Genomic DNA, 19,304 nt, shown 5'->3' on the forward strand with positions numbered 1-19,304 from the left:
TCATGCGAGCGTCGTGGTGTCATCGACGCCGACGAACAGGAACACCGTGACTCTGTACCTCTACGAAATCGCAGGACTGCCCGGCCGGGCCGAAGTGGACCAGGCCATCAAGACGCTCGATGCCGAAATGCACCGGGCCGGTGGTGAACTCATCGAGGCGCAGGTGACCGGGCAGCACCGCGTGTTTGTGGTGGCGGAACTCGGCGACGGCGCGCTGCAGATCGACGCGGCCACGGTCGGGGCGACCGAACTCACCGGGCCGCACGAGGTGCGGCTGGTCGGGGCCGAACTGGACCAGCTCAAAGCCGTCCGCCCGACGGCCGGCTACCTCGTCGAGTGGGACCTGCCGGCCGACCTGGACATGGAGAGCTACCTGGGGCGCAAGAAAGCCAACGCGCCGAAATACGCAGAGGTGCCGGAAGTCAGCTTCCTGCGGACCTACGTGCGGGTCGACATGGACAAATGCCTGTGTTTCTACGACGCCCCGGACGAAGACGCCGTGCGGCGGGCCCGGGTCGCCGTGCAGACCCCGATCGACCGGCTGTACGGACTGGAAAGTGGTGGGCAATGACAACTCTGGTGTCCGACGACGTCGCGACCCGACTGGCTCATGTCACGGCCGGGGTGGACGCCCGGGCCGGTGACCTGGACGCGGGGCACACCGACGTCCGTGACGATCTGCGCGCGCTCGGCGCTGCCGGATTGTTCGGTCTGCCGGATTTTCCCGACACCGTGCGGGTCATCGAGCGGGTGTCGGCGGTGAGCCTTGCGGCCGGATTCTCGGCCTGGGCGCACCAGATGGCGATTCACTACCTCGGCGACCGGCCGGACCTGTCGGAGGCGCTGCTCACCGCGCACCGTCCCGGCGTGACGGCCATGGCCGCGGGCCTCAAGCATGTGGCAGGCCTCGGGCAGCTCCCGATCTTCGCCGGGGAGACGCGTCGTGGTCTGCGGCTCAGCGGTCCAATCCGCTGGGCATCCAACGTCTTTGACGACGCGTTGATCGTGCTGCCGGCACGGACCGTCACGGGCCGTCTGTATGTCGTGGCGGTCGACGTGAGCGCGGTCGGCGTGGTGGTCGATCCGGCGCCCGCGCTGATGGCCCTGGGTAGCACCGGGTCGACGTCGCTGCGCCTGGAGGAAGTCGAGGTGAACGCGGACCGCATCATCAGCGCCGACCTCACCGGGTTCGTCCGCCGGATCAAGCCGACGTTCCTGCTGCTGCAGACCGCATTCTGCGTCGGGGTCACCGGGTCGGCGCTCGACGCGGCCGGGCGGGCGGGCGATCCTCTGGCAGCCCAGTTCGACGACGACCGCATCGAATTGGTCGCGCGCGCCGACGACAACCGGCGACGGCTCTACGAATTCGCCTCGGCGCCAGAGGAAGTCAATCTGGCCGAGATCATCCGGCTGCGGCTGGACGCCGCCAATGTCGCGGTGGCGGCGACCCGACTGGAATCGGCCCTCGCCGGAGGCCAGGGCTATCGCGCCGGGACGGCCGCCAATCGCCGCTTCCGCGAAGCCGCTTTTCTGCCCGTGCAATCACCATCGGAAGGACAACTGAGGTGGGAACTGAAGCAGTACGAGTAACGGCGGGCATCAAGAGGTTCGGTGACAGTGTCGTGCTCGACAACATCGATCTGGCTGTCGAGACCGGGGAGTTCATCGCCGTGCTCGGCCGCAGCGGCAGCGGGAAGTCGACGCTGCTGCGGGTGCTGGCCGGCCTGGAATCGCTGAGCGCGGGCACGGTCAGTTGGCCTGCCGACGGCGAGCGTCCACACATCGGGGTGGTTTTCCAGGACGCGCTACTGATGCCATGGCTGACGGTGCAGGACAACGTCTCCTATGCGCGACGGTTTACCCACCGGCGCAACGGTTTCGATGCCGACTATGCCGCCGAACTGATGCAGCGCTTCGGCGTCGACGGGCTCGCCGACCGGTATCCCGACCAGCTGTCCGGTGGGCAGGCCCAGCGCGTGGCGATTCTGCGCGCGGTGGCGACCCGGCCCCGGCTGCTCCTGCTCGACGAGCCGTTCAGCGCGCTGGACCCCGCGACACGAGCGGACCTGCAGCAGTGGTTGACCACGCTCACAACCGAATTGGGCGTCACGGTGCTGCTGGTGACCCACGATGTCGAGGAGGCGCTGGCCCTCGCGCAGCGCGTCGTGCTGCTGGCCGACGGCGGCCGGATCAGTCGTCAGTGGCACCTGGGTGATGCGGAGCGCTCGGGTCTGCGTGACGAAATCCTCAGCCATTACCGGGTTTCCGAACTGTGGGTGGCATGAGCAAGCTGCTGATCTCGCGGCGGCAGGCCCTCATCGCCGGGGTGGCGGCCGCCGGTGGGGCGTTCGGTCTCGCCGACCTGGCGCACAGTGCCACAACAGATTCGGCGGCCGGAGGGTCGCTGCGGGTGGGCTATCTGCCGATCACCGACGCTGCGCCGCTGTTGATGGCGCATTCGGGGGGACTGTATCCGGCAGGCGTCGGCAAGCCGGTGTTGTTCCGGAGTTGGTCGGCGCTGGGGGAGGCGTTCCTGAACCGGCAATTGGATGTGGTGCACCTGCTGATGCCCATGGCCGTGCAATTGCGGTACGCACTCGGTGGTGGCATTCGGGTCCTGGGGTGGAACCACACCAATGGCTCGGCGCTGACTGTCGCGCCGCATATCCGGGAGTTGTCCGACCTGGCCGGGTCGCAGCTGGCCATCCCGTTCTGGTGGTCGATTCACAACATCGTCCTGCAGAAGCTGTTGCGGGCCAACGGGTTGCAACCGGTGATCCGGCGGTCGGCGTCGCGATCCGCACGGACCGTCGAGCTCGTCGTGATGAGTCCCTCTGACATGGTTCCGGCACTGGCCACCGGCACCATCGGCGGTTACGTCGTGGCCGACCCGTTCAACGCGATGGCGCAGACCAAGAAGGTCGGGCGTATCCACACCTTCCTCGGCGACGTGTGGCGCGACCATGCCTGCTGCGCGCTGGTGACGCGTGACGACGTGATCGCGAGCCGCCCGGCTGCCGTCCAACAGCTCACCGATGCGGTCGTCACCGCGCAACTCGCGCTGTCGAACGACCGGAAATCGGCGGCCGCCAAGCTCGGCGGCGGGAAGTACCTGCCCCAACCGGTGCCGGCAGTGACGCTGGCGCTGACCTATCCCACGGCGCCGTACCCGCTGCGCCACCCCGAGTGGCAGCCGCAGCGCCTCGGCTTTCAGCCGTTCCCGTTCCCGAGCTTCACCACCGAACTCGTGACCGCCATGCACGACACCGTCATCGATGGTGACCGGAGCTTTCTGGCACGGCTGGACCCCGCCACCGTGCACGGCGACCTCGTCGATGACACCTTCGTCCGCAATTCGATTCAGGCCCATGGCGGCCCGGCCGCCTTCGGAGTCGGCGGCGATTTCACCCGAACCGAGCAATTGGAGCTGGTATGACCACAACACCCGTACGCGTCGCAGCCGATCCGCCGGCGGCGGTACGGCGCTGGGTCCCGCCGGTCGGCGCCGTCGTCGTCGCGGTCGGTCTGTGGTGGCTGGCGACCACCGTCCTGAGTGCCCCGCATTCGCTGCTGCGCCAGGCCGCGCCGCAGCGCGTGGCCCCCGCGGTGGTGGACCTGTTCTCCCGTGGTGTGCTCTTGCCCGATATCGGGATCAGCCTGTGGCGGTTGGTCATTGGCCTGGCGATCGCCATCGTCGTCGGGATCCCGGCCGGACTGCTGCTCGGACTCAACGCCACGGCCGAGCGGGCCGCCGCGCCGCTCGTCCAGTTCGTCCGGATGATCTCGCCGCTGTCCTGGGCGCCGATCGCCGTCGCGGTGTTCGGCATCGGCAACGAGCCGGTGATCTTCCTGATCGCGGTGGCAGCGGTCTGGCCGGTGCTCATCAACACCGCGGCCGGGGTTCGCGCCGTCGACCCCGGCCTTCTGGACGTGGCGCGGTCGTTTCACGCCACCCGGTGGGAACTGATCACCGCCGTGGTGCTGCCGGCCATCCGTGGGCAGTTGCAGACGGGCGTGCGCGTGGCGCTGGGCATCGCCTGGGTGGTGCTGGTTCCGGCCGAAATGCTCGGCGTGCGTTCGGGTCTGGGCTATCAGGTACTCAACGCCCGGGACCAGCTGGCCTACGACCAGGTGGTGGCGGTGATCGTGGTGATCGGCGTGCTGGGCTTCCTGCTCGACGTCGTCACCCGCCGGCTCACGTCGTCGAGCCGGCCAGGTGGATGACTGCGCCTCAGCTCGAGAAGGACTCGCTCAGCCCGGGACGACCGAGTCGCCCTGCACCTTGACGGGCTTGGCCTCCAGCGGCTTCTTCGCCGGGCCCTGTTCGACGCTGCCGTCCAACGTGAACTTGCTGCCGTGGCACGGACAGATGATGCTGCCGTCGACGATCTCCGACACGGTGCACCCCTGATGGGTGCAGATCGCCGACAGCCCTTTGAAGTCCCCGGCGGTGGGTTGCGTGACGACGACGTCGCCGACGATCACCCCCGAGCCGACCGGCACCGCCGAGGTCTTGACCAGTGCGTTGCCTGACTCCGCCGGCGGGGCCGCGCCGGACGGGGACGGCCCGGCCGAACTCGGCGCCGCCGACTTGGCCGGCGGCTTCCCATAGGTTTCGCATCCGACGATCGCGGTGGCGCCCAACGCAATTCCAGCGCCGGCCAATAGCTTTCGGCGGCCGACGCCGACTTCGTCCGTGGTCATCGCAGTCCTTTCAGAACTTCAGGCCCTGGCCGGCGAACAACCACAGGGCAGAGGTCAACCAAAGGTAGATCAGGCCGGTGAACACCGCGCCGCCCAGCACGGGTAGCGCCCAGCCCGGTACTCCTTTGCGGCTCAGCACCAACATCTTCGCCACGAACGCGCCGTAGAAGAAACAGCCGAGCAATGAGTGCGTCAGCACGCGCGTATCGCCGGTCTGGAATCCGACGGCGTACAGGCAATGCACCGCCACGGGGACGGTCGCGAGCACCGCCAGCCGGCCCGACCACACATGCGCCGCGCCGATCCACGATGGTGCCGCCAGGGGCAGCTTGCCGTACATCACCAGGGCCGAAAACACCTGGAACAGACCGAGAACCGCGGCGATGGTGGCCAGCCAGGCCTTCGCGTACAGGCCGCTGGAGAACCCGGCGAAGTTCACCGAGAAGAACGTCGGGTCATGCATGGTGCCGTAGACGCCGAGCCCGACCGCGACGAGCGCACCGGCGACCAACGCCAACAGCAGGCCGCTCGAACTGGAACTGACCTGTGCACGCTGCGTCGGGGCGTCAGGCGGGTAGTCAGAAGACATCGCTGTCACCCTCCACGCGGGTTGCATTGGGCGGCAAGGCCGGTGCGGGCGATGTCGCACCGTCGGCGGCGCGTTGCACACCGGTGACCGACTTGTCGGCGTCGACGATCCAGCTGTTGCGGACACCGCCCGCCTGCTCCAGGTACAGGCCCGCCGGCGGCTGGACGGCGGCCGCCGTGAACGGCCAACTCTTCTCGCCGATGGTGAGGGTGCCGCTGACATTGGTGCCTTCGTGGCGCCCCTCGAGTCGGCTGGTCTTGTTCTTGTTCGTCAGCGTGACGGTGCCGGCTTCGGCTGGTCCGGTCAGCCACGTCTCGACCGACTTGCCATCGCAGGCGTAGGCCACGGCCTTCTGGCCGCTGACCGCGATGTCCAGCGTGATGACGCCGGTGCTGGTGTTGATCTTCCCGACGTAATCGGCCTTTGCTGGGAACGGCGCCGGGGGTGGCGGGGTGGGTGTGGTGCTCGTGGTTGTCGTTGCGGCTGCCGATGTCGACGACGCGGCCGGTGGCGCTGCCGGCGGGGCCGTCGGTGAGTTCTCCTTGGACATGTTCACCGCCAGGAGCGCGACGCCCACGGTGGCGACAGCACCCAGGGTGACCAACGGACCCGATACCTTCATGTTCACTCCTAGGTGGCTGTGTACCGGCTGGCAACAATGATCTAACGGTGTGGGATCGCCCCCGGTTCGATTGGCCAAAAATTGTTTGCCAAATCCAGCCGAAGAAACGCACAACGTCCGCTGAACCGTGAATCGGCCAGTGCTGCCGGGATGCCCGATAGGGTGGCGCGGTGACTCTTTCGGCGATCGTGACCGTGCCGGCCGGCTTGGCCCCGGACGACTTCACCGCGCCGATCGCGGACCAACCGGCGCTGGTGCGCGCCGTGCGTGCGGTAAGCGGTGTCGCGCCGGTGGCTGTGGTCGCCGCCGAAGGGTTGGCGAGCGCCGCAGCGGAATGCCTTGCGGCCCATGGCCTGAGTGACGTGCCGGTACTCACCGCGCCGAACTGCCTCGGGGATGCGGTCCTGGTGCACGACGTCCGATATCCGTTGGCCCCGGCGGATTTAGCGGTGCGGGTGGCGGCGGGGCTGGTGGAGCACGACGTCGTCGTCCCTGTGCTGCCCATGATCGACAGCGTGAAAAGCATTGCCGCGCACCACATTGTGCTGGGCAATGTGGACCGTGCCGAACTCGTCACGGCGCAGTACCCGCGGGCTTTCTCGGCAACGGCTCTGGCTCAACTCCCACAGACCGATGACCTCGCCGCGTTGATGCGCGCGGACCTCAAAGTCGGCACCGTCGAGGGTGACCCGAACGCCTTCGCCGTCGACCTCGCGCATGATCGGGAACTGCTGGACGCGATCGTCAGCGCCGGCTGAGCAGGGTCTCCGCGACCTGGACGTCATGCGCGAACGTCACCTTGAAATTCTGGGCCGATCCGGCGATCGCATGGACCTCGACGTCGGTGAAGCGTTCCACGCACGACGAGGTGTCGGTGCCCTCGAAGCCGTTGGCGGCGGCGTCGCGGTAGGCCTGCAACAGCGGCGCCGCCCGGAACGCCTGCGGAGTCTGCACCCGCACCAGTGACTGGTCGATGGCGCTGAGGCCGTCCGCGGACTGTCGCAGCACGTCGCCCGCGGGCAGCACCGGTATGGCGCCGCCCTGCGCGCGGGCGGTCGTGACGGCCGTGTTCATCAACTCGGCACCGGCCAGCGGGCGGGCGGCGTCGTGGATCAGCACGACGTCGACGGTCCCGGCGTCGATATCGGCAGCGAGATAGCTCAGGACGTTGTGTTCGGAACCGTGCCGCGAATCGCCACCCTCGACGAATTCGACTGTGGTGCCCGGGAGTTCGTCGGTCATGAGGCGCACGACCTGGTCGCGCTCACCGCGCCGGAACACCAGGATGGTGCGGGCGATCCGGGGGCTGGCGGCCACGGCCGCCACCGACCACGCCACCATGCTGCGGCCGGCCAGCTGTAGGTAGGCCTTGTTACCGTCGGCCCCGACGCGCGATCCGATACCGGCGGCAAGAACGACGCCGACGGCGATCGGGGGAGCGGACACGTCTTCACGGTAGTGGGACGTAACCGTGGTTCTGCGGCAGGCTTACCGTGACGCGGCCCGGACGGGGCCCGGATCGCTGAAGGGACACGGCATGGATGGGGCAGAACAGCACGCTCCTGACCCACACAGCTCGGTACGCGCGCACCGGTTGACGCCGATGCGCGGACGCGATCCGCACGAAAGGCACCGTGTCGCGACTCCGCTCGAGCTGCTGTTCGACCTGACGTTCGTCGTCGCGTTCGGGGTCGCGGCATCGGAGCTGTCGCACATGATGGCCGCCGGGCACGTCGGCGCCGGCATCACGGGCTTCGTGTTCTCCACCTTCGCCATCTGTCTGGCGTGGATCAACTTCACCTGGTTCGCGTCGGCGTATGACACCGACGACTGGGTGTTCCGGCTGATGACCATGGTCGAGATGGTCGGCGTGCTGGTTCTGGCACTCGGCCTTCCTGCGTTCTACGCCTCGATCGAACACGGCCATCACGTCGACAACGCCGTGCTGGTGGCCGGCTACGTGGTGATGCGAATTGCGTTGGTGGGGCAGTGGTTACGTGCGGCCCGCCAGGACCCGGCGCGCCGCGGGGCAGCGATGACGTATGTCTGGATCGTGTCGGTGGTGCAGGTGGGCTGGGTCGGCACCGTGTTCCTGCCGACCGATGTGCCAGTGACACTGAGTGTCTGGGTGCTGCTGGCACTCGTCGAACTGGGCGGTCCCATGGTGGCCGAGAGAAAGTGCGGCGGTACGCCGTGGCATGCGCACCACATCGCCGAACGCTACGGCCTGCTGGCGATCATCGCGCTGGGTGAAGGTGTCGTCGGGACCGTCGCCTCATTGTCGGCCGTCGTCGGGGAACACGGCTGGTCTCCCGACGCGGTACTGCTGGCGATCTCGGGCACGGCACTGACCTTCGGCATGTGGTGGGTGTATTTCACGGTGCCGGGGGCCGACGCGCTGCACGCGCACCGGGAGCGGGGATTCTGGTTCGGGTATCTGCAGTTGCCGGTGTTCGGCGCCATCGTCGCGACCGGCGCCGGCCTGCACACCGCCGCGTACTACATCCAGCACCACTCGGCGCTTGGGTCGGTGGCGACGGTGCTGAGCGTGGTGATCCCCGTCGGCATCTACATCGTGCTGGTCTACGTGCTGTACGCGCTGATGCTGCGGTCGGTGGACGCCCTGCATCTGCTGCTGGTGGTGCTGACCGCGGTGGTGCTGGGGGCGACAGTGGTGCTGGCCGGTGTCGGGGTGCCCGTGACCTTCTGCCTTCTGGTGGCCAGCCTGGCGCCGATGGTGAGTGTGGCCGGGTTCGAGATCATCGGGCATCGGCACGTCGCCGAGGCGGTCGCGCGCCAAACGTGACGATGAGCAGGCACTTCTGGGACAAAAGCTCGCTGGTGTGGCTAACGGGTCGGAAGAGGTAGCTGTCATATTCTGTGACGCGTGGCAATTTCGCGTCGTGACCTGCTGAAATACGCTGCAGCCGCCCCAGCAGCGTTCGGCCTCGGGGCCGGGTTGCAATCGATTCTCGGCGCGACGACCGCCTCGGCGGCCCCGCACGGCGTGTTGCTGGACTACGCGGCGGGCGTGATCAGCGCGGCCGATATCCGGTCGGCCGGAGCGTTGGGTGCCATCCGGTACGTCTCGGATCGGCGCCCTGGCGGGGCGTGGATGCTGGGCAAGCCCATCCAGATGCCCGAGGCCCGCGACCTCTACAAAGGCGGCTTGAAGATCGTCTCCTGCTATCAGTACGGCAAGGAATCGACCGCCGACTGGCTGGGTGGGCACGCCGCCGGCGTGCAGCACGCCCAGCGCGGCTTCCAGTTGCACACCGCGGCGGGCGGCCCGATCGGTGCGCCCATCTACGCGTCCATCGACGACGATCCGACTCCAGAGCAGTACAAAGCGCAGGTCGCGCCGTACCTCCGGGGTTGGGAATCGGTGTTGGGCCACCAGCGGGTCGGGGTGTACGCCAACTCGAAGACCATCGAGTGGGCCGTGCAGGACGGCCTGGGGTCCTACTTCTGGCAGCACAACTGGGGATCGCCCGGCGGCGCCGCGCATCCGGCGGCAGCGCTGCACCAGGTGGAGATCGACAAGCAACACGTCGGCGGAGTCGGTGTCGACATCAACCACATCCTCAAGCCCCGCTTCGGGCAGTGGGACTGACGGCCGCGCAGATTACTGCTGAGTAGGTTAGCTGGGGCCGACTCTGAGAAATCGTTATCGAACATCAGCAAATGGCGGCGCGGTAACTTACCGCCCGTATAGACACACAGACTGTCAATGTCGACTGTTTTCTGGACCGGGTCTTTTCCTACTCATTAGTAAGGTCCCGTGCCGTCACAAGCATGGTAACGATTTGATAACAATACCGCTTTGATCAGCGATGTTGTTACTACTCGACCGTAACCACCCGCCAACAGGACGTTTGTCCTGTTGGGTACAGGCGGTCCCAGGACGCGGTGTTACCCAGCCGGGTGGTTACCCATCCGTAGAACTCGCGGGTAACCAATTCCGGCCGAAAAGCGCAGCGAATCTTATGACACTCTTAGTGCAGTCGGCCCGGCTCATTTGGCACCCGAAGACATCGGGCGCCAGACGTAGCACGGGCCTGACGCGGTCCGATGTCGCATCGCGTCGCCCCAGGGCCGACACCAAGACCAAGCAGCACCTGACGGTTCGCGCGGCAACGAGGAGAGAGACGAAGTGACGATCAACGAGCACCGCAATGTGACCAGTGGCAACACCGAGGCGGTAGCGGCGAGCGCCCATGCTCTCGTGGACCTGCTCAATGCCGGCGAGCCCTACGCCGTCGCGTTCGGCGGCCAGGGCGCGTCCTGGCTGGAGAACCTCGAAGAACTGGTCAGCTCGGCCGGTATCGAATCCGAGCTCAGCGAGATCGTCGGCGAAGCGGCCCTGCTGCTCGAGCCCGTCGCGCGTGAGCTCGTCGTCGTGCGACCCATCGGCTTCGAGCCCATGCAGTGGGTGCGTGCCCTCGCTGCCGACGAGCCCCTGCCGACCACCAAGCAGCTGACCACCGCCGCCATCTCCGGCCCCGGCATCCTGCTGGCCCAGATGGCCGCCATCCGCGCCGTGCAGCGTCAGGGCCTGGACCTGGCCGGCACCCCGCCGGTCGCGGTCGCCGGCCACTCGCAGGGCATCATCGCCGCCGAGGCGCTCAAAGCGAACGGCACGCGCGACGCCGAGCTGCTCGCGCTGCTGCAGCTCATCGGTGCCGCCGGTTCCCTCGTGTCGCGGCGTCGCGGCATGGTCGGACGGGGCGACAAGTCGCCGATGGTGTCGGTCACCAACGTCGACCCCGAGCGCATCGCCGAGCTGCTCGAAGACTTCTCCCAGGACGTGCGCACCGTGCTGCCGCCGGTTCTGTCGATCCGCAACGGCCGCCGGAGCGTCGTCATCACCGGCACCCCGGAGCAGCTGGCCCGCTTCGAGCTGTACTGCAGCAAGATCACCGAGAAGGACGAAGCCGAGCGCAAGAACAAGCTGCGCGGCGGCAGTGTCTTCAACCCGGTCTTCAGCCAGGTCCAGGTCGAGGTCGGCTTCCACACCCCGCGTCTGGCCGACGGCATCGAGCTCGTCGACCGCTGGGCGGCCAAGTGCGGCATCGACGCCGAGCTGGCCCACGCGATGACCGAAGCCATCTTCGTCAAGCCGATCGACTGGGTCGCCGAGGTCGAGCGCATGCACGAAGCCGGTGCCCGCTGGATCATCGACCTCGGCCCGAGTGACACCGTCACCCGCCTGACCTCGCCGATCATCCGCGGCCTCGGCATCGGCATCGTGCCCGCCGCCACCCGCGCAGGCCAGCGTTCGCTGTTCACCGTCGGCGCCGCCCCGGTCGTGCAGCCCGCGTGGTCCAGCTTCGCGCCGACCGCTGTCGAGCTGCCCAATGGCGACGTCAAGCTGTCCACCAAGTTCACCCGCCTGACCGGTCGTTCGCCGATCCTGCTGGCCGGCATGACCCCGACCACCGTCGACGCCAAGATCGTCGCCGCGGCCGCCAACGCCGGCCACTGGGCCGAGCTGGCCGGTGGCGGTCAGGTCACCGAGGAGATCTTCGAGAACCGCGTCGCCGAACTGACCGAGCTGCTCGAGCCGGGCCGCGCCATCCAGTTCAACTCGCTGTTCCTGGACCCGTACCTGTGGAAGCTGCAGCTGGGCGGCAAGCGCATCGTGCAGAAGGCCCGCCAGTCGGGTGCCCCGATCGACGGCGTCATCGTCACCGCCGGTATCCCCGAACTCGAAGAGGCCGTTGCGCTCATCGAGGAACTGCACGAAATCGGCATCACCAACGTGGTGTTCAAGCCGGGCACCGTGGACCAGATCAAGTCGGTCATCAAGATCGCCGAAGAGGTCCCGAACAAGGAGATCATCGTCCACGTCGAGGGCGGCCGCGCCGGAGGCCACCACTCGTGGGAGGACCTCGACGACCTGCTCGTCAGCACCTACTCGGACCTGCGCAAGCAGGCCAACCTGACCATCTGCGTCGGTGGTGGCATCGGCACGCCCGAGCGCGCCGCCGAGTACCTGTCCGGCCGCTGGGCCGAGACCTACGGCTTCCCGCTGATGCCGGTCGACGGCATCCTCGTCGGCACCGCCGCCATGGCCACCCTCGAGGCCACCACCTCGCCTCAGGTCAAGCAGCTCCTGGTCGACACCAAGGGCACCGATCACTGGGTCGGCGCCGGCAAGGCCCAGGGCGGCATGGCATCCGGGCGCAGCCAGCTCGGCGCGGACATCCACGAGATCGACAACACCGCGTCGCGTTGCGGCCGCCTGCTCGACGAGGTCGCCGGTGATGCCGACGCCGTCGCCGAGCGCCGCGACGAGATCATCGCCGCGATGGCCAACACCGCCAAGCCGTACTTCGGCGACGTCGCGGACATGACCTACCTGCAGTGGCTGCAGCGCTACGTCGAGCTCGCGATCGGCGACGGCAGCAGCACCGCCGACACCAAGCGCGACCACTCGCCGTGGCTCGACGTCACCTGGCGTGACCGCTTCGAGGAGATGCTGCAGCGCGCCGAGGCCCGCCTGAACCCGGCTGACGCCGGCCGCATCGACACGCTGTTCCCGGCCACCGCGGAAGGCGAAGCGCTGCTTGAGGATCCGCAGCGCGCCATCGCCGAGCTGCTGGCCCGGTACCCGGAGGCGCAGACCCTGCGCCTGCACCCGGCGGATGTCCCGTTCTTCATCGCGCTGTGCAAGACGCTGGGCAAGCCCGTCAACTTCGTCCCGGTCATCGACAAGGACGTCCGCCGCTGGTGGCGCAGCGATTCGCTGTGGCAGGCCCACGACGCCCGCTACGACGCCGACCAGGTCTGCATCATCCCCGGCACTGCTGCCGTCGCCGGCATCACGCGCGTCGACGAGCCCGTCGGCGAGCTGCTGGACCGCTTCGAGCAGGCCGCCATCGACGAGGTACTGGCCGCCGGCGTCAAGCCGGTTCCGGCCGTCTCGCGCCGCCAGGCCCGCGCCGACATCACCGGCCCGCTGGCCGTCGTCCTGGATTCGCCCGACGTGCTGTGGGCCGGTCGCACCGCGATCAACCCCGTGCACCGCATCGGCGCGCCCAGCGAATGGCAGGTCAACGAAAACCGTTCGGCCACACACCCGTCCACCGGTGCCCGGCTGGAGCTCGACGGCGACGGTGTCGTCCTGAACGTGCCGCTGTCGGACGTCTGGATCGCCATCCGCTTCACCCTGCCGGCCGCCACCGTCGACGGCGGTATGCCCGTCGTCACCACCGAGGACGCCTCGGCCGCCATGCGCGCCGTGCTCGCCATCGCCGCGGGCGCCGACGGCGTGGACTCGCTGCCGGTCGTCACCGACAACGTCGCGACCGTCACCGCCGACTGGGACCCCGAAGAGGTCGCCGACCACACCGGCGTCACCGCCACCTTCGGCGCGCCGCTGGCGCCGGGCCTGACCCTGGTGCCCGACGCCCTCGTCGGCCGCTGCTGGCCTGCCGTGTTCTCGGTCATCGGCGCTGCCGTCACCGACGACGGCATCCCGGTCGTCGAAGGCCTGCTGAGCCTGGTCCACCTGGACCACGCCGCGCACCTGCTGGCCCCGATGCCGGCCGAGCGCGCCGAATTGACCGTCACCGCAACGGCTTCCGCCGCGTACGACACCGAGGTCGGCCGCGTGGTCCCGGTCTCCGTCAGCATCACCGACGCCGAAGGCACCGAGCTGGCGCGCCTCGAAGAGCGCTTCGCCATCCGTGGCCGCAGCGGTGCCGTCGAGCTGGCCGACCCGGTCCGCGCCGGCGGTGCGATCACCGACAACGCCACCGAGACGCCGCGTCGTCGTCGTCGCGACGTCACCGTCACCGCGCCGGTCGACATGAGCGCTTTCGCCGTCGTGTCGGGTGACCACAACCCGATCCACACCGACCGCGCCGCCGCACTGCTGGCCGGTCTGAAATCGCCCATCGTGCACGGCATGTGGCTGTCCGCCGCGGCCCAGCACGTGGTCACCGCCACCGACGGCCGGGCCACCCCGCCGGCCCGCCTGGTCGGCTGGACCTCCCGCTTCCTGGGCATGGTCATGCCGGGCGACGAGATCGAGTTCCGCGTCGACCGCGTCGGCATCGACCGCGGCGCCGAGATCATCGAGGTCACCGCGAAGGTCGGCGGCAATCTGGTGATGGCCGCGTCGGCCCAATTGGCCGCTCCCAAAACGGTTTACGCGTTCCCCGGTCAGGGCATCCAGCACAAGGGCATGGGCATGGAGGTCCGTGCCCGCTCCAAGGCCGCCCGCAAGATCTGGGACTCCGCGGACAAGTTCACCCGCGACGTCCTGGGCTTCTCCGTGCTGCATCTGGTGCGCGACAACCCGACGAGCATCATCGCCAGCGGCGTGCACTACCACCACCCGGACGGCGTGCTGTTCCTGACGCAGTTCACCCAGGTGGCCATGGCCACCGTCGCGGCCGCCCAGGTGGCCGAGATGCGCGAGCAGGGTGCCTTCGTCGAGGGCGCCATCGCCTGCGGCCACTCCGTCGGTGAGTACACCGCGCTGGCGTGCGTGTCCGGTGTGTACGAGCTGGAGGCACTGCTCGAGGTGGTGTTCCACCGCGGCAGCAAGATGCACGACATCGTCCCGCGCGACGCCAAGGGCCGGTCCGACTACCGCCTGGCCGCCATCCGGCCGTCGCAGATCGATCTCGATGACGACGACGTCACCGACTTCGTCGCAGGCATCGCCGAGGAGACCGGCGAATTCCTGCAGATCGTGAACTTCAACCTGCGCGGTTCGCAGTACGCCATCGCCGGTACCGTCCGCGGCCTCGAGGCCCTGGAGGCCGAGATCGAGCGTCGTCGCGAAATCACCGGTGGCAAGCGGTCTTTCATCCTCGTGCCCGGTATCGACGTGCCGTTCCACTCCGAGGTGCTGCGGGTGGGCGTCGCCGACTTCCGCCGCGCACTCGACCGCGTCATGCCGCACGGACAGGACCCGGAAATCCTTGTCGGCAAGTACATCCCGAACCTGGTGCCGCGGCCGTTCACCCTGGACAAGGACTTCATCCAGGAGATCCGCGACCTGGTGCCGGCCGAGCCTCTCGACGAGATCCTCGCCGACTACGACACGTGGCGTAACGAGAAGCCGTCCGAGCTCATGCGCAAGATGGTCATCGAGCTGCTGGCCTGGCAGTTCGCCAGCCCGGTGCGCTGGATCGAGACCCAGGACCTGCTGTTCATCGAGGAAGCCGCCGGCGGCCTCGGTGTCGAGCGGTTCGTCGAGGTCGGTGTGAAGACCATGCCGACCGTCGCCGGCCTGGCCACCAACACACTCAAGCTGCCCGAGTACTCGCACAACACCACCGAGGTGCTCAACGTCGAGCGCGACGCCGCCGTGCTGTTCGCGACCGACACCGATCCGGTGGAGGACGACGCCCCGGCGCCGGCCCCCGCTGAGGCCGCTGCTCCGGCGGAAGCCGCCCAGGCAGCACCGGTTCCGGCCGCCGCCCCCGCGGCTCCGGCCGGAGGCCCGCGTCCGGACGACATCACCTACGACGCCGCCGACGCCACCATGGCGCTCATCGCGCTGTCGGCGAAGATGCGCATCGACCAGATCGAGCCGCTGGACTCCATCGAGTCGATCACCGACGGTGCGTCGTCGCGACGTAACCAGCTGCTGGTCGACCTGGGTTCGGAGCTGAACCTGGGCGCCATCGACGGTGCCGCGGAAGCCGACCTCAACGGGCTGAAGGGACAGGTCACCAAGCTGGCCCGTACCTACAAGCCGTTCGGTCCCGTCCTCTCCGACGCGATCAACGACCAGCTGCGCACGGTGCTCGGCCCCTCGGGCAAGCGTCCGGCGTACATCGCCGAGCGCGTGAGCAAGGCGTGGGAGCTGGGCCCGGGCTGGGCCAAGCACGTCACCGCCGAGGTGGCGCTGGGCACCCGTGAGGGCAGCAGCGTGCGTGGCGGCGACATGGGCGGCCTGCACGCCGGTGCACTGGCCGACGCCGCCGCCGTCGACAAGGTCATCGATGCGGCCGTCGCCGCGGTCGGCGCCCGGAAGGGCATCGCCGTGTCGCTGCCGTCCGCCGGCGGTGCCGCCGGTGGTGTGGTCGACTCGGCCGCGCTCAACGAATTCGCCGAGAAGGTCACCGGCCCCAACGGTGTGCTGGCCGGGGCTGCCCGCCTGATCCTGGGCGAGCTGGGTCTGCAGGCTCCGGTCTCCGTGCCGGATGCCACCGACTCCGAGCTGATCGACCTCGTGACCGCCGAATTGGGTTCGGACTGGCCGCGTTTGGTGGCTCCGTCGTTCGACGGCCGCAAGGCTGTGCTGTTCGACGACCGCTGGGCCAGCGCCCGTGAAGACCTGGCACGCATCTGGCTGCTCGACGAGGACGACGTCAACGCCGACTGGGCCAAGCTCTCCGAGAGCTTCGAAGGTGCCGGACACGTTGTGGCCACGCAGGCCAGCTGGTGGCAGGGCAAGGCGCTCGCCGCCGGTCGCACCCTGCACGCCGCGCTGTACGGCCGTGCCGCCGCCGGTGCCGAGAACCCGGACAAGGGTCGCTACGCCAACGAGGTCGCGGTTGTCACCGGTGCCTCGAAGGGCTCGATCGCGTCGTCCGTGGTCGGCCAGCTGCTCGCCGGTGGCGCTTCGGTCATCGCGACCACGTCCAAGCTGGACGACGACCGGTTGGCGTTCTACCGGACGCTGTACCGCGACAACGCCCGCTTCGGTGCCCAGCTGTGGGTCGTGCCCGCAAACATGGCCTCCTACAGCGACATTGACGCGCTGGTCGAGTGGGTCGGCAACGAGCAGGTCGAGAACCTGGGGCCCAAGGCCATCCACCTCAAGGACGCGCAGACCCCGACGCTGCTGTTCCCGTTCGCCGCGCCGCGCGTGGCCGGGGACCTGTCGGAGGCCGGCGCCCGCGCCGAGATGGAGATGAAGGTTCTGCTGTGGGCCGTGCAGCGGCTCATCGGTGGGCTCTCGCACATCGGTTCCGACCGCGACATCGCGTCGCGTCTGCACGTCGTGCTGCCCGGTTCGCCGAACCGCGGCATGTTCGGTGGCGACGGTGCCTACGGTGAGTCGAAGGCTGCGCTCGACGCGGTCGTCGCCCGCTGGAAGGCGGAAACCTCATGGTCGCAACGGGTTTCGCTGGCGCACGCCCTGATCGGCTGGACCAAGGGCACGGGCCTGATGGGTCACAACGACGCCATCGTGGGTGCTGTCGAAGAGGCCGGTGTCATCACGTACACCACCGAAGAGATGGCTTCCATGCTGCTGAACCTGTGCAGCATCGACGCCAAGGTGTCGGCTGCCCGTGAGCCCATCCAGGTCGACCTGACCGGTGGCCTCGGCGACATCGAGCTCGACATGGCCGAGCTGGCTGCCAAGGCTCGTGAAGAGATGGTGGCTGAGTCTGCTCCTGGGGGAACGGACGCGGAAGACTCCGCTTCGACGATCTCGGCGCTGCCGTCGCCGCCGCGTGGCTACCAGGCCGCGCCGGCTCCCGAGTGGGCCGACCTGGACATCGACCCGGCCGACATGGTCGTGCTGGTCTCCGGTGCCGAACTCGGCCCGTACGGCTCGTCGCGCACCCGCTTCGAGATGGAGGTCGAAGGCGAGCTGTCGGCCGCGGGCGTCCTGGAGCTGGCCTGGACCACCGGTCTGGTCAAGTGGGAAGACGACCCGAAGCCGGGTTGGTACGACACCAACACCGGTGAGCTGGTTGACGAGTCCGAGCTGGTCGAGCGTTACCACGAGACCGTGCTCGAGCGCGTCGGCATCCGCGAGTGGGTGGACGACGGCGCGATCGACCCCGATCACGCTGCGCCGCTGCTGGTTTCGGTGTTCCTCGACAAGGACTTCTCCTTCGTCGTGTCCGCCGAGGCCGACGCCCGGGCGTTCCACCAGTTCGATCCGGAGCACACCGTCATCGCGCCGGTGCCGGACAGCAGCGACTGGCAGGTCACCCGCAAGGCGGGCACCGAGATTCGCGTCCCGCGCAAGGTCAAGCTGTCGCGGACCGTCGGCGCCCAGGTGCCGACCGGCTTCGATCCGCAGGTCTACGGCGTCACGCCGGACATGACCAGCTCGATCGACCGCCTGGCCCTGTGGAACCTGGTCACCACCGTGGACGCGTTCCTGTCGGCCGGTTTCAGCCCGGAAGAGCTGATGCGCTGGGTGCACCCGAGCCTCGTGGCCTCCACGCAGGGCACCGGTATGGGCGGCATGACCTCGATGCAGACCATGTACCACGGCAACCTGCTGGGCCGGAACAAGCCGAACGACATCCTGCAGGAAGTCCTGCCGAACGTCTTCGCCGGTCACGTCGTGCAGTCGTACATCGGTAGCTACGGCGCGATGATCCACCCGGTCGGCGCCTGCGCCACCGCGGCGGTGTCGGTCGAGGAGGGTGTCGACAAGATCCGTTTGGGCAAGGCCGAATTCGTGGTCGCCGGTGGTTACGACGACCTGACCCTGGAAGCCATCATCGGCTTCGGTGACATGTCGGCCACCGCCGAGACCGCGATGATGCGGGCCCGCGGCATCAGCGACTCGAAGTTCTCGCGCGCCAACGACCGTCGTCGTCTCGGCTTCGTCGAAGGCCAGGGCGGTGGCACCGTCCTGCTGGCCCGTGGTGACCTCGCGGTGAAGATGGGCCTGCCCATCCAGGCCGTCGTCGCCTACGTGTCGTCGTTCGGCGACGGTGTGCACACCTCGATCCCGGCTCCTGGCCTGGGTGCCCTCGGTGCCGGCCGCGGTGGACGTCAGTCGCAGCTGGTGCGCGACCTGGCCAAGCTGGGCGTCACGCCGGACGACATCGCGGTGATCTCCAAGCACGACACCTCGACGCTGGCCAACGACCCCAACGAGACCGAGCTGCACGAGCGGCTCGCCGCCTCGATGGGCCGGTCCCCGGGCAACCCGCTGTTCATCGTCAGCCAGAAGAGCCTGACCGGACACAGCAAGGGTGGCGCCGCGGCGTTCCAGATGCTGGGTCTGTGCCAGGTCCTGCGCGACGGCGTCATCCCGCCGAACCGCAGCCTGGACTGCGTGGACGACGAGCTGTCCAACGCGCAGCACTTCGTGTGGGTGCGCGAGGCGCTGAAGTTCGGCGACCGCCTGCCGCTCAAGGCCGGTCTGGTGACCAGCCTCGGCTTCGGTCACGTGTCGGGCCTGATCGCTCTGGTGCACCCGCAGGCGCTGGTGGCGGCCCTCGATCCGGCCGAGCGTGAGGACTACCTGCGTCGTGCCGGCGAGCGCGTCCTGGCTGGTCAGCACCGGTTGGCCTCGGCCATCGCCGGTGGGCGTGCGCTGTACGAGAAGCCTGCCGACCGTCGCTTCAACCACGATGCGCCGGAGAAGCGTCAGGAAGCCGACATGCTGCTCGACGCCGATGCACGCCTCGGCGAGGACGGTTGGTACGCGCGCTCGTGAGCCCTTGC

General features: G+C 68.5%; 13 protein-coding genes. 9 read left to right on the forward strand and 4 right to left on the reverse strand.

Going from position 1 to position 19,304, the window contains the following annotated elements:
• Window positions 1-46: 46 nt before the first annotated feature.
• From EB75_RS21205 to EB75_RS21225, 5 genes are read left to right on the forward strand one after another with little or no spacing between them, the layout of a single operon-like run.
• A complete protein-coding gene (locus tag EB75_RS21205) occupies window positions 47-571 on the forward strand; it encodes a DUF4242 domain-containing protein (RefSeq protein ID WP_073697244.1) in 525 nt (174 codons plus the stop codon).
• A complete protein-coding gene (locus tag EB75_RS21210) occupies window positions 568-1,590 on the forward strand; it encodes an acyl-CoA/acyl-ACP dehydrogenase (RefSeq protein WP_073697245.1) in 1,023 nt (340 codons plus the stop codon). Before EB75_RS21205 ends, EB75_RS21210 begins: the two co-directional genes overlap by 4 nt.
• Window positions 1,566-2,285 (forward strand): ABC transporter ATP-binding protein, encoded by a 720-nt coding sequence (locus EB75_RS21215; protein ID WP_073697246.1) that lies wholly within the window; start codon window positions 1,566-1,568, stop codon window positions 2,283-2,285. The genes EB75_RS21210 and EB75_RS21215 overlap by 25 nt, the downstream gene beginning before the upstream one ends.
• Window positions 2,282-3,436, forward strand: coding sequence for an ABC transporter substrate-binding protein (locus EB75_RS21220; RefSeq protein WP_073697273.1), 1,155 nt, complete (start codon window positions 2,282-2,284; stop codon window positions 3,434-3,436). Before EB75_RS21215 ends, EB75_RS21220 begins: the two co-directional genes overlap by 4 nt.
• Window positions 3,433-4,224 carry an ABC transporter permease gene (locus EB75_RS21225; RefSeq protein ID WP_073697247.1) on the forward strand — a complete coding sequence of 264 codons (792 nt, stop codon included), beginning with the start codon at window positions 3,433-3,435 and terminating at the stop codon, window positions 4,222-4,224. The genes EB75_RS21220 and EB75_RS21225 overlap by 4 nt, the downstream gene beginning before the upstream one ends.
• Before the next feature lie 27 nt (window positions 4,225-4,251).
• Here EB75_RS21225 and EB75_RS21230 read toward each other — a convergent pair whose 3' ends face one another.
• Genes EB75_RS21230 through EB75_RS21240 form a run of 3 tightly spaced genes read right to left on the reverse strand, consistent with a single transcriptional unit; the run spans window position 4,252 to window position 5,915 of the window.
• Window positions 4,252-4,704, reverse strand: coding sequence for a QcrA and Rieske domain-containing protein (locus EB75_RS21230; protein ID WP_073697248.1), 453 nt, complete (start codon window positions 4,702-4,704; stop codon window positions 4,252-4,254).
• Between the two features lie 10 nt (window positions 4,705-4,714).
• Entirely contained in the window at window positions 4,715-5,293 is a 579-nt protein-coding gene (locus tag EB75_RS21235; protein ID WP_073697249.1) for a DUF6529 family protein, read from the reverse strand.
• A complete protein-coding gene (locus EB75_RS21240; protein ID WP_073697250.1) occupies window positions 5,283-5,915 on the reverse strand; it encodes a hypothetical protein in 633 nt (210 codons plus the stop codon). The genes EB75_RS21235 and EB75_RS21240 overlap by 11 nt, the downstream gene beginning before the upstream one ends.
• A gap of 170 nt (window positions 5,916-6,085) precedes the next feature.
• Between EB75_RS21240 and EB75_RS21245 the strand changes: the two genes are divergently transcribed.
• Window positions 6,086-6,673, forward strand: coding sequence for an IspD/TarI family cytidylyltransferase (locus EB75_RS21245; protein ID WP_073697251.1), 588 nt, complete (start codon window positions 6,086-6,088; stop codon window positions 6,671-6,673).
• Here the strand turns inward: EB75_RS21245 and EB75_RS21250 are convergent.
• Window positions 6,660-7,361, reverse strand: a complete 702-nt coding sequence (locus tag EB75_RS21250) for an IspD/TarI family cytidylyltransferase (RefSeq protein ID WP_083612482.1) — start codon at window positions 7,359-7,361, stop codon at window positions 6,660-6,662. The two genes, EB75_RS21245 and EB75_RS21250, sit on opposite strands and share 14 nt — an antisense overlap.
• A 157-nt stretch (window positions 7,362-7,518) precedes the next feature.
• Here EB75_RS21250 and EB75_RS21255 point away from each other — a divergent pair, with 157 nt between their 5' ends.
• The 3 genes from EB75_RS21255 to EB75_RS21265 all read left to right on the forward strand — a co-directional run bounded on the left by EB75_RS21255 (window position 7,519) and on the right by EB75_RS21265 (window position 19,296).
• Entirely contained in the window at window positions 7,519-8,721 is a 1,203-nt protein-coding gene (locus tag EB75_RS21255) for a low temperature requirement protein A (protein ID WP_083612483.1), read from the forward strand.
• Between the two features lie 81 nt (window positions 8,722-8,802).
• Window positions 8,803-9,528: a DUF1906 domain-containing protein gene (locus EB75_RS21260; protein ID WP_073697253.1), complete on the forward strand. Its 726-nt coding sequence runs from the start codon at window positions 8,803-8,805 to the stop codon at window positions 9,526-9,528.
• Between the two features lie 540 nt (window positions 9,529-10,068).
• The gene (locus EB75_RS21265; protein ID WP_073697254.1) at window positions 10,069-19,296 is read left to right on the forward strand and encodes a type I polyketide synthase; all 9,228 of its coding nucleotides are present in this window, start codon (window positions 10,069-10,071) and stop codon (window positions 19,294-19,296) included.
• Window positions 19,297-19,304 lie beyond the last annotated feature (8 nt).

This window comes from Mycobacterium sp. ST-F2, from assembly GCF_001905655.1.
Lineage (GTDB): Bacteria > Actinomycetota > Actinomycetes > Mycobacteriales > Mycobacteriaceae > Mycobacterium.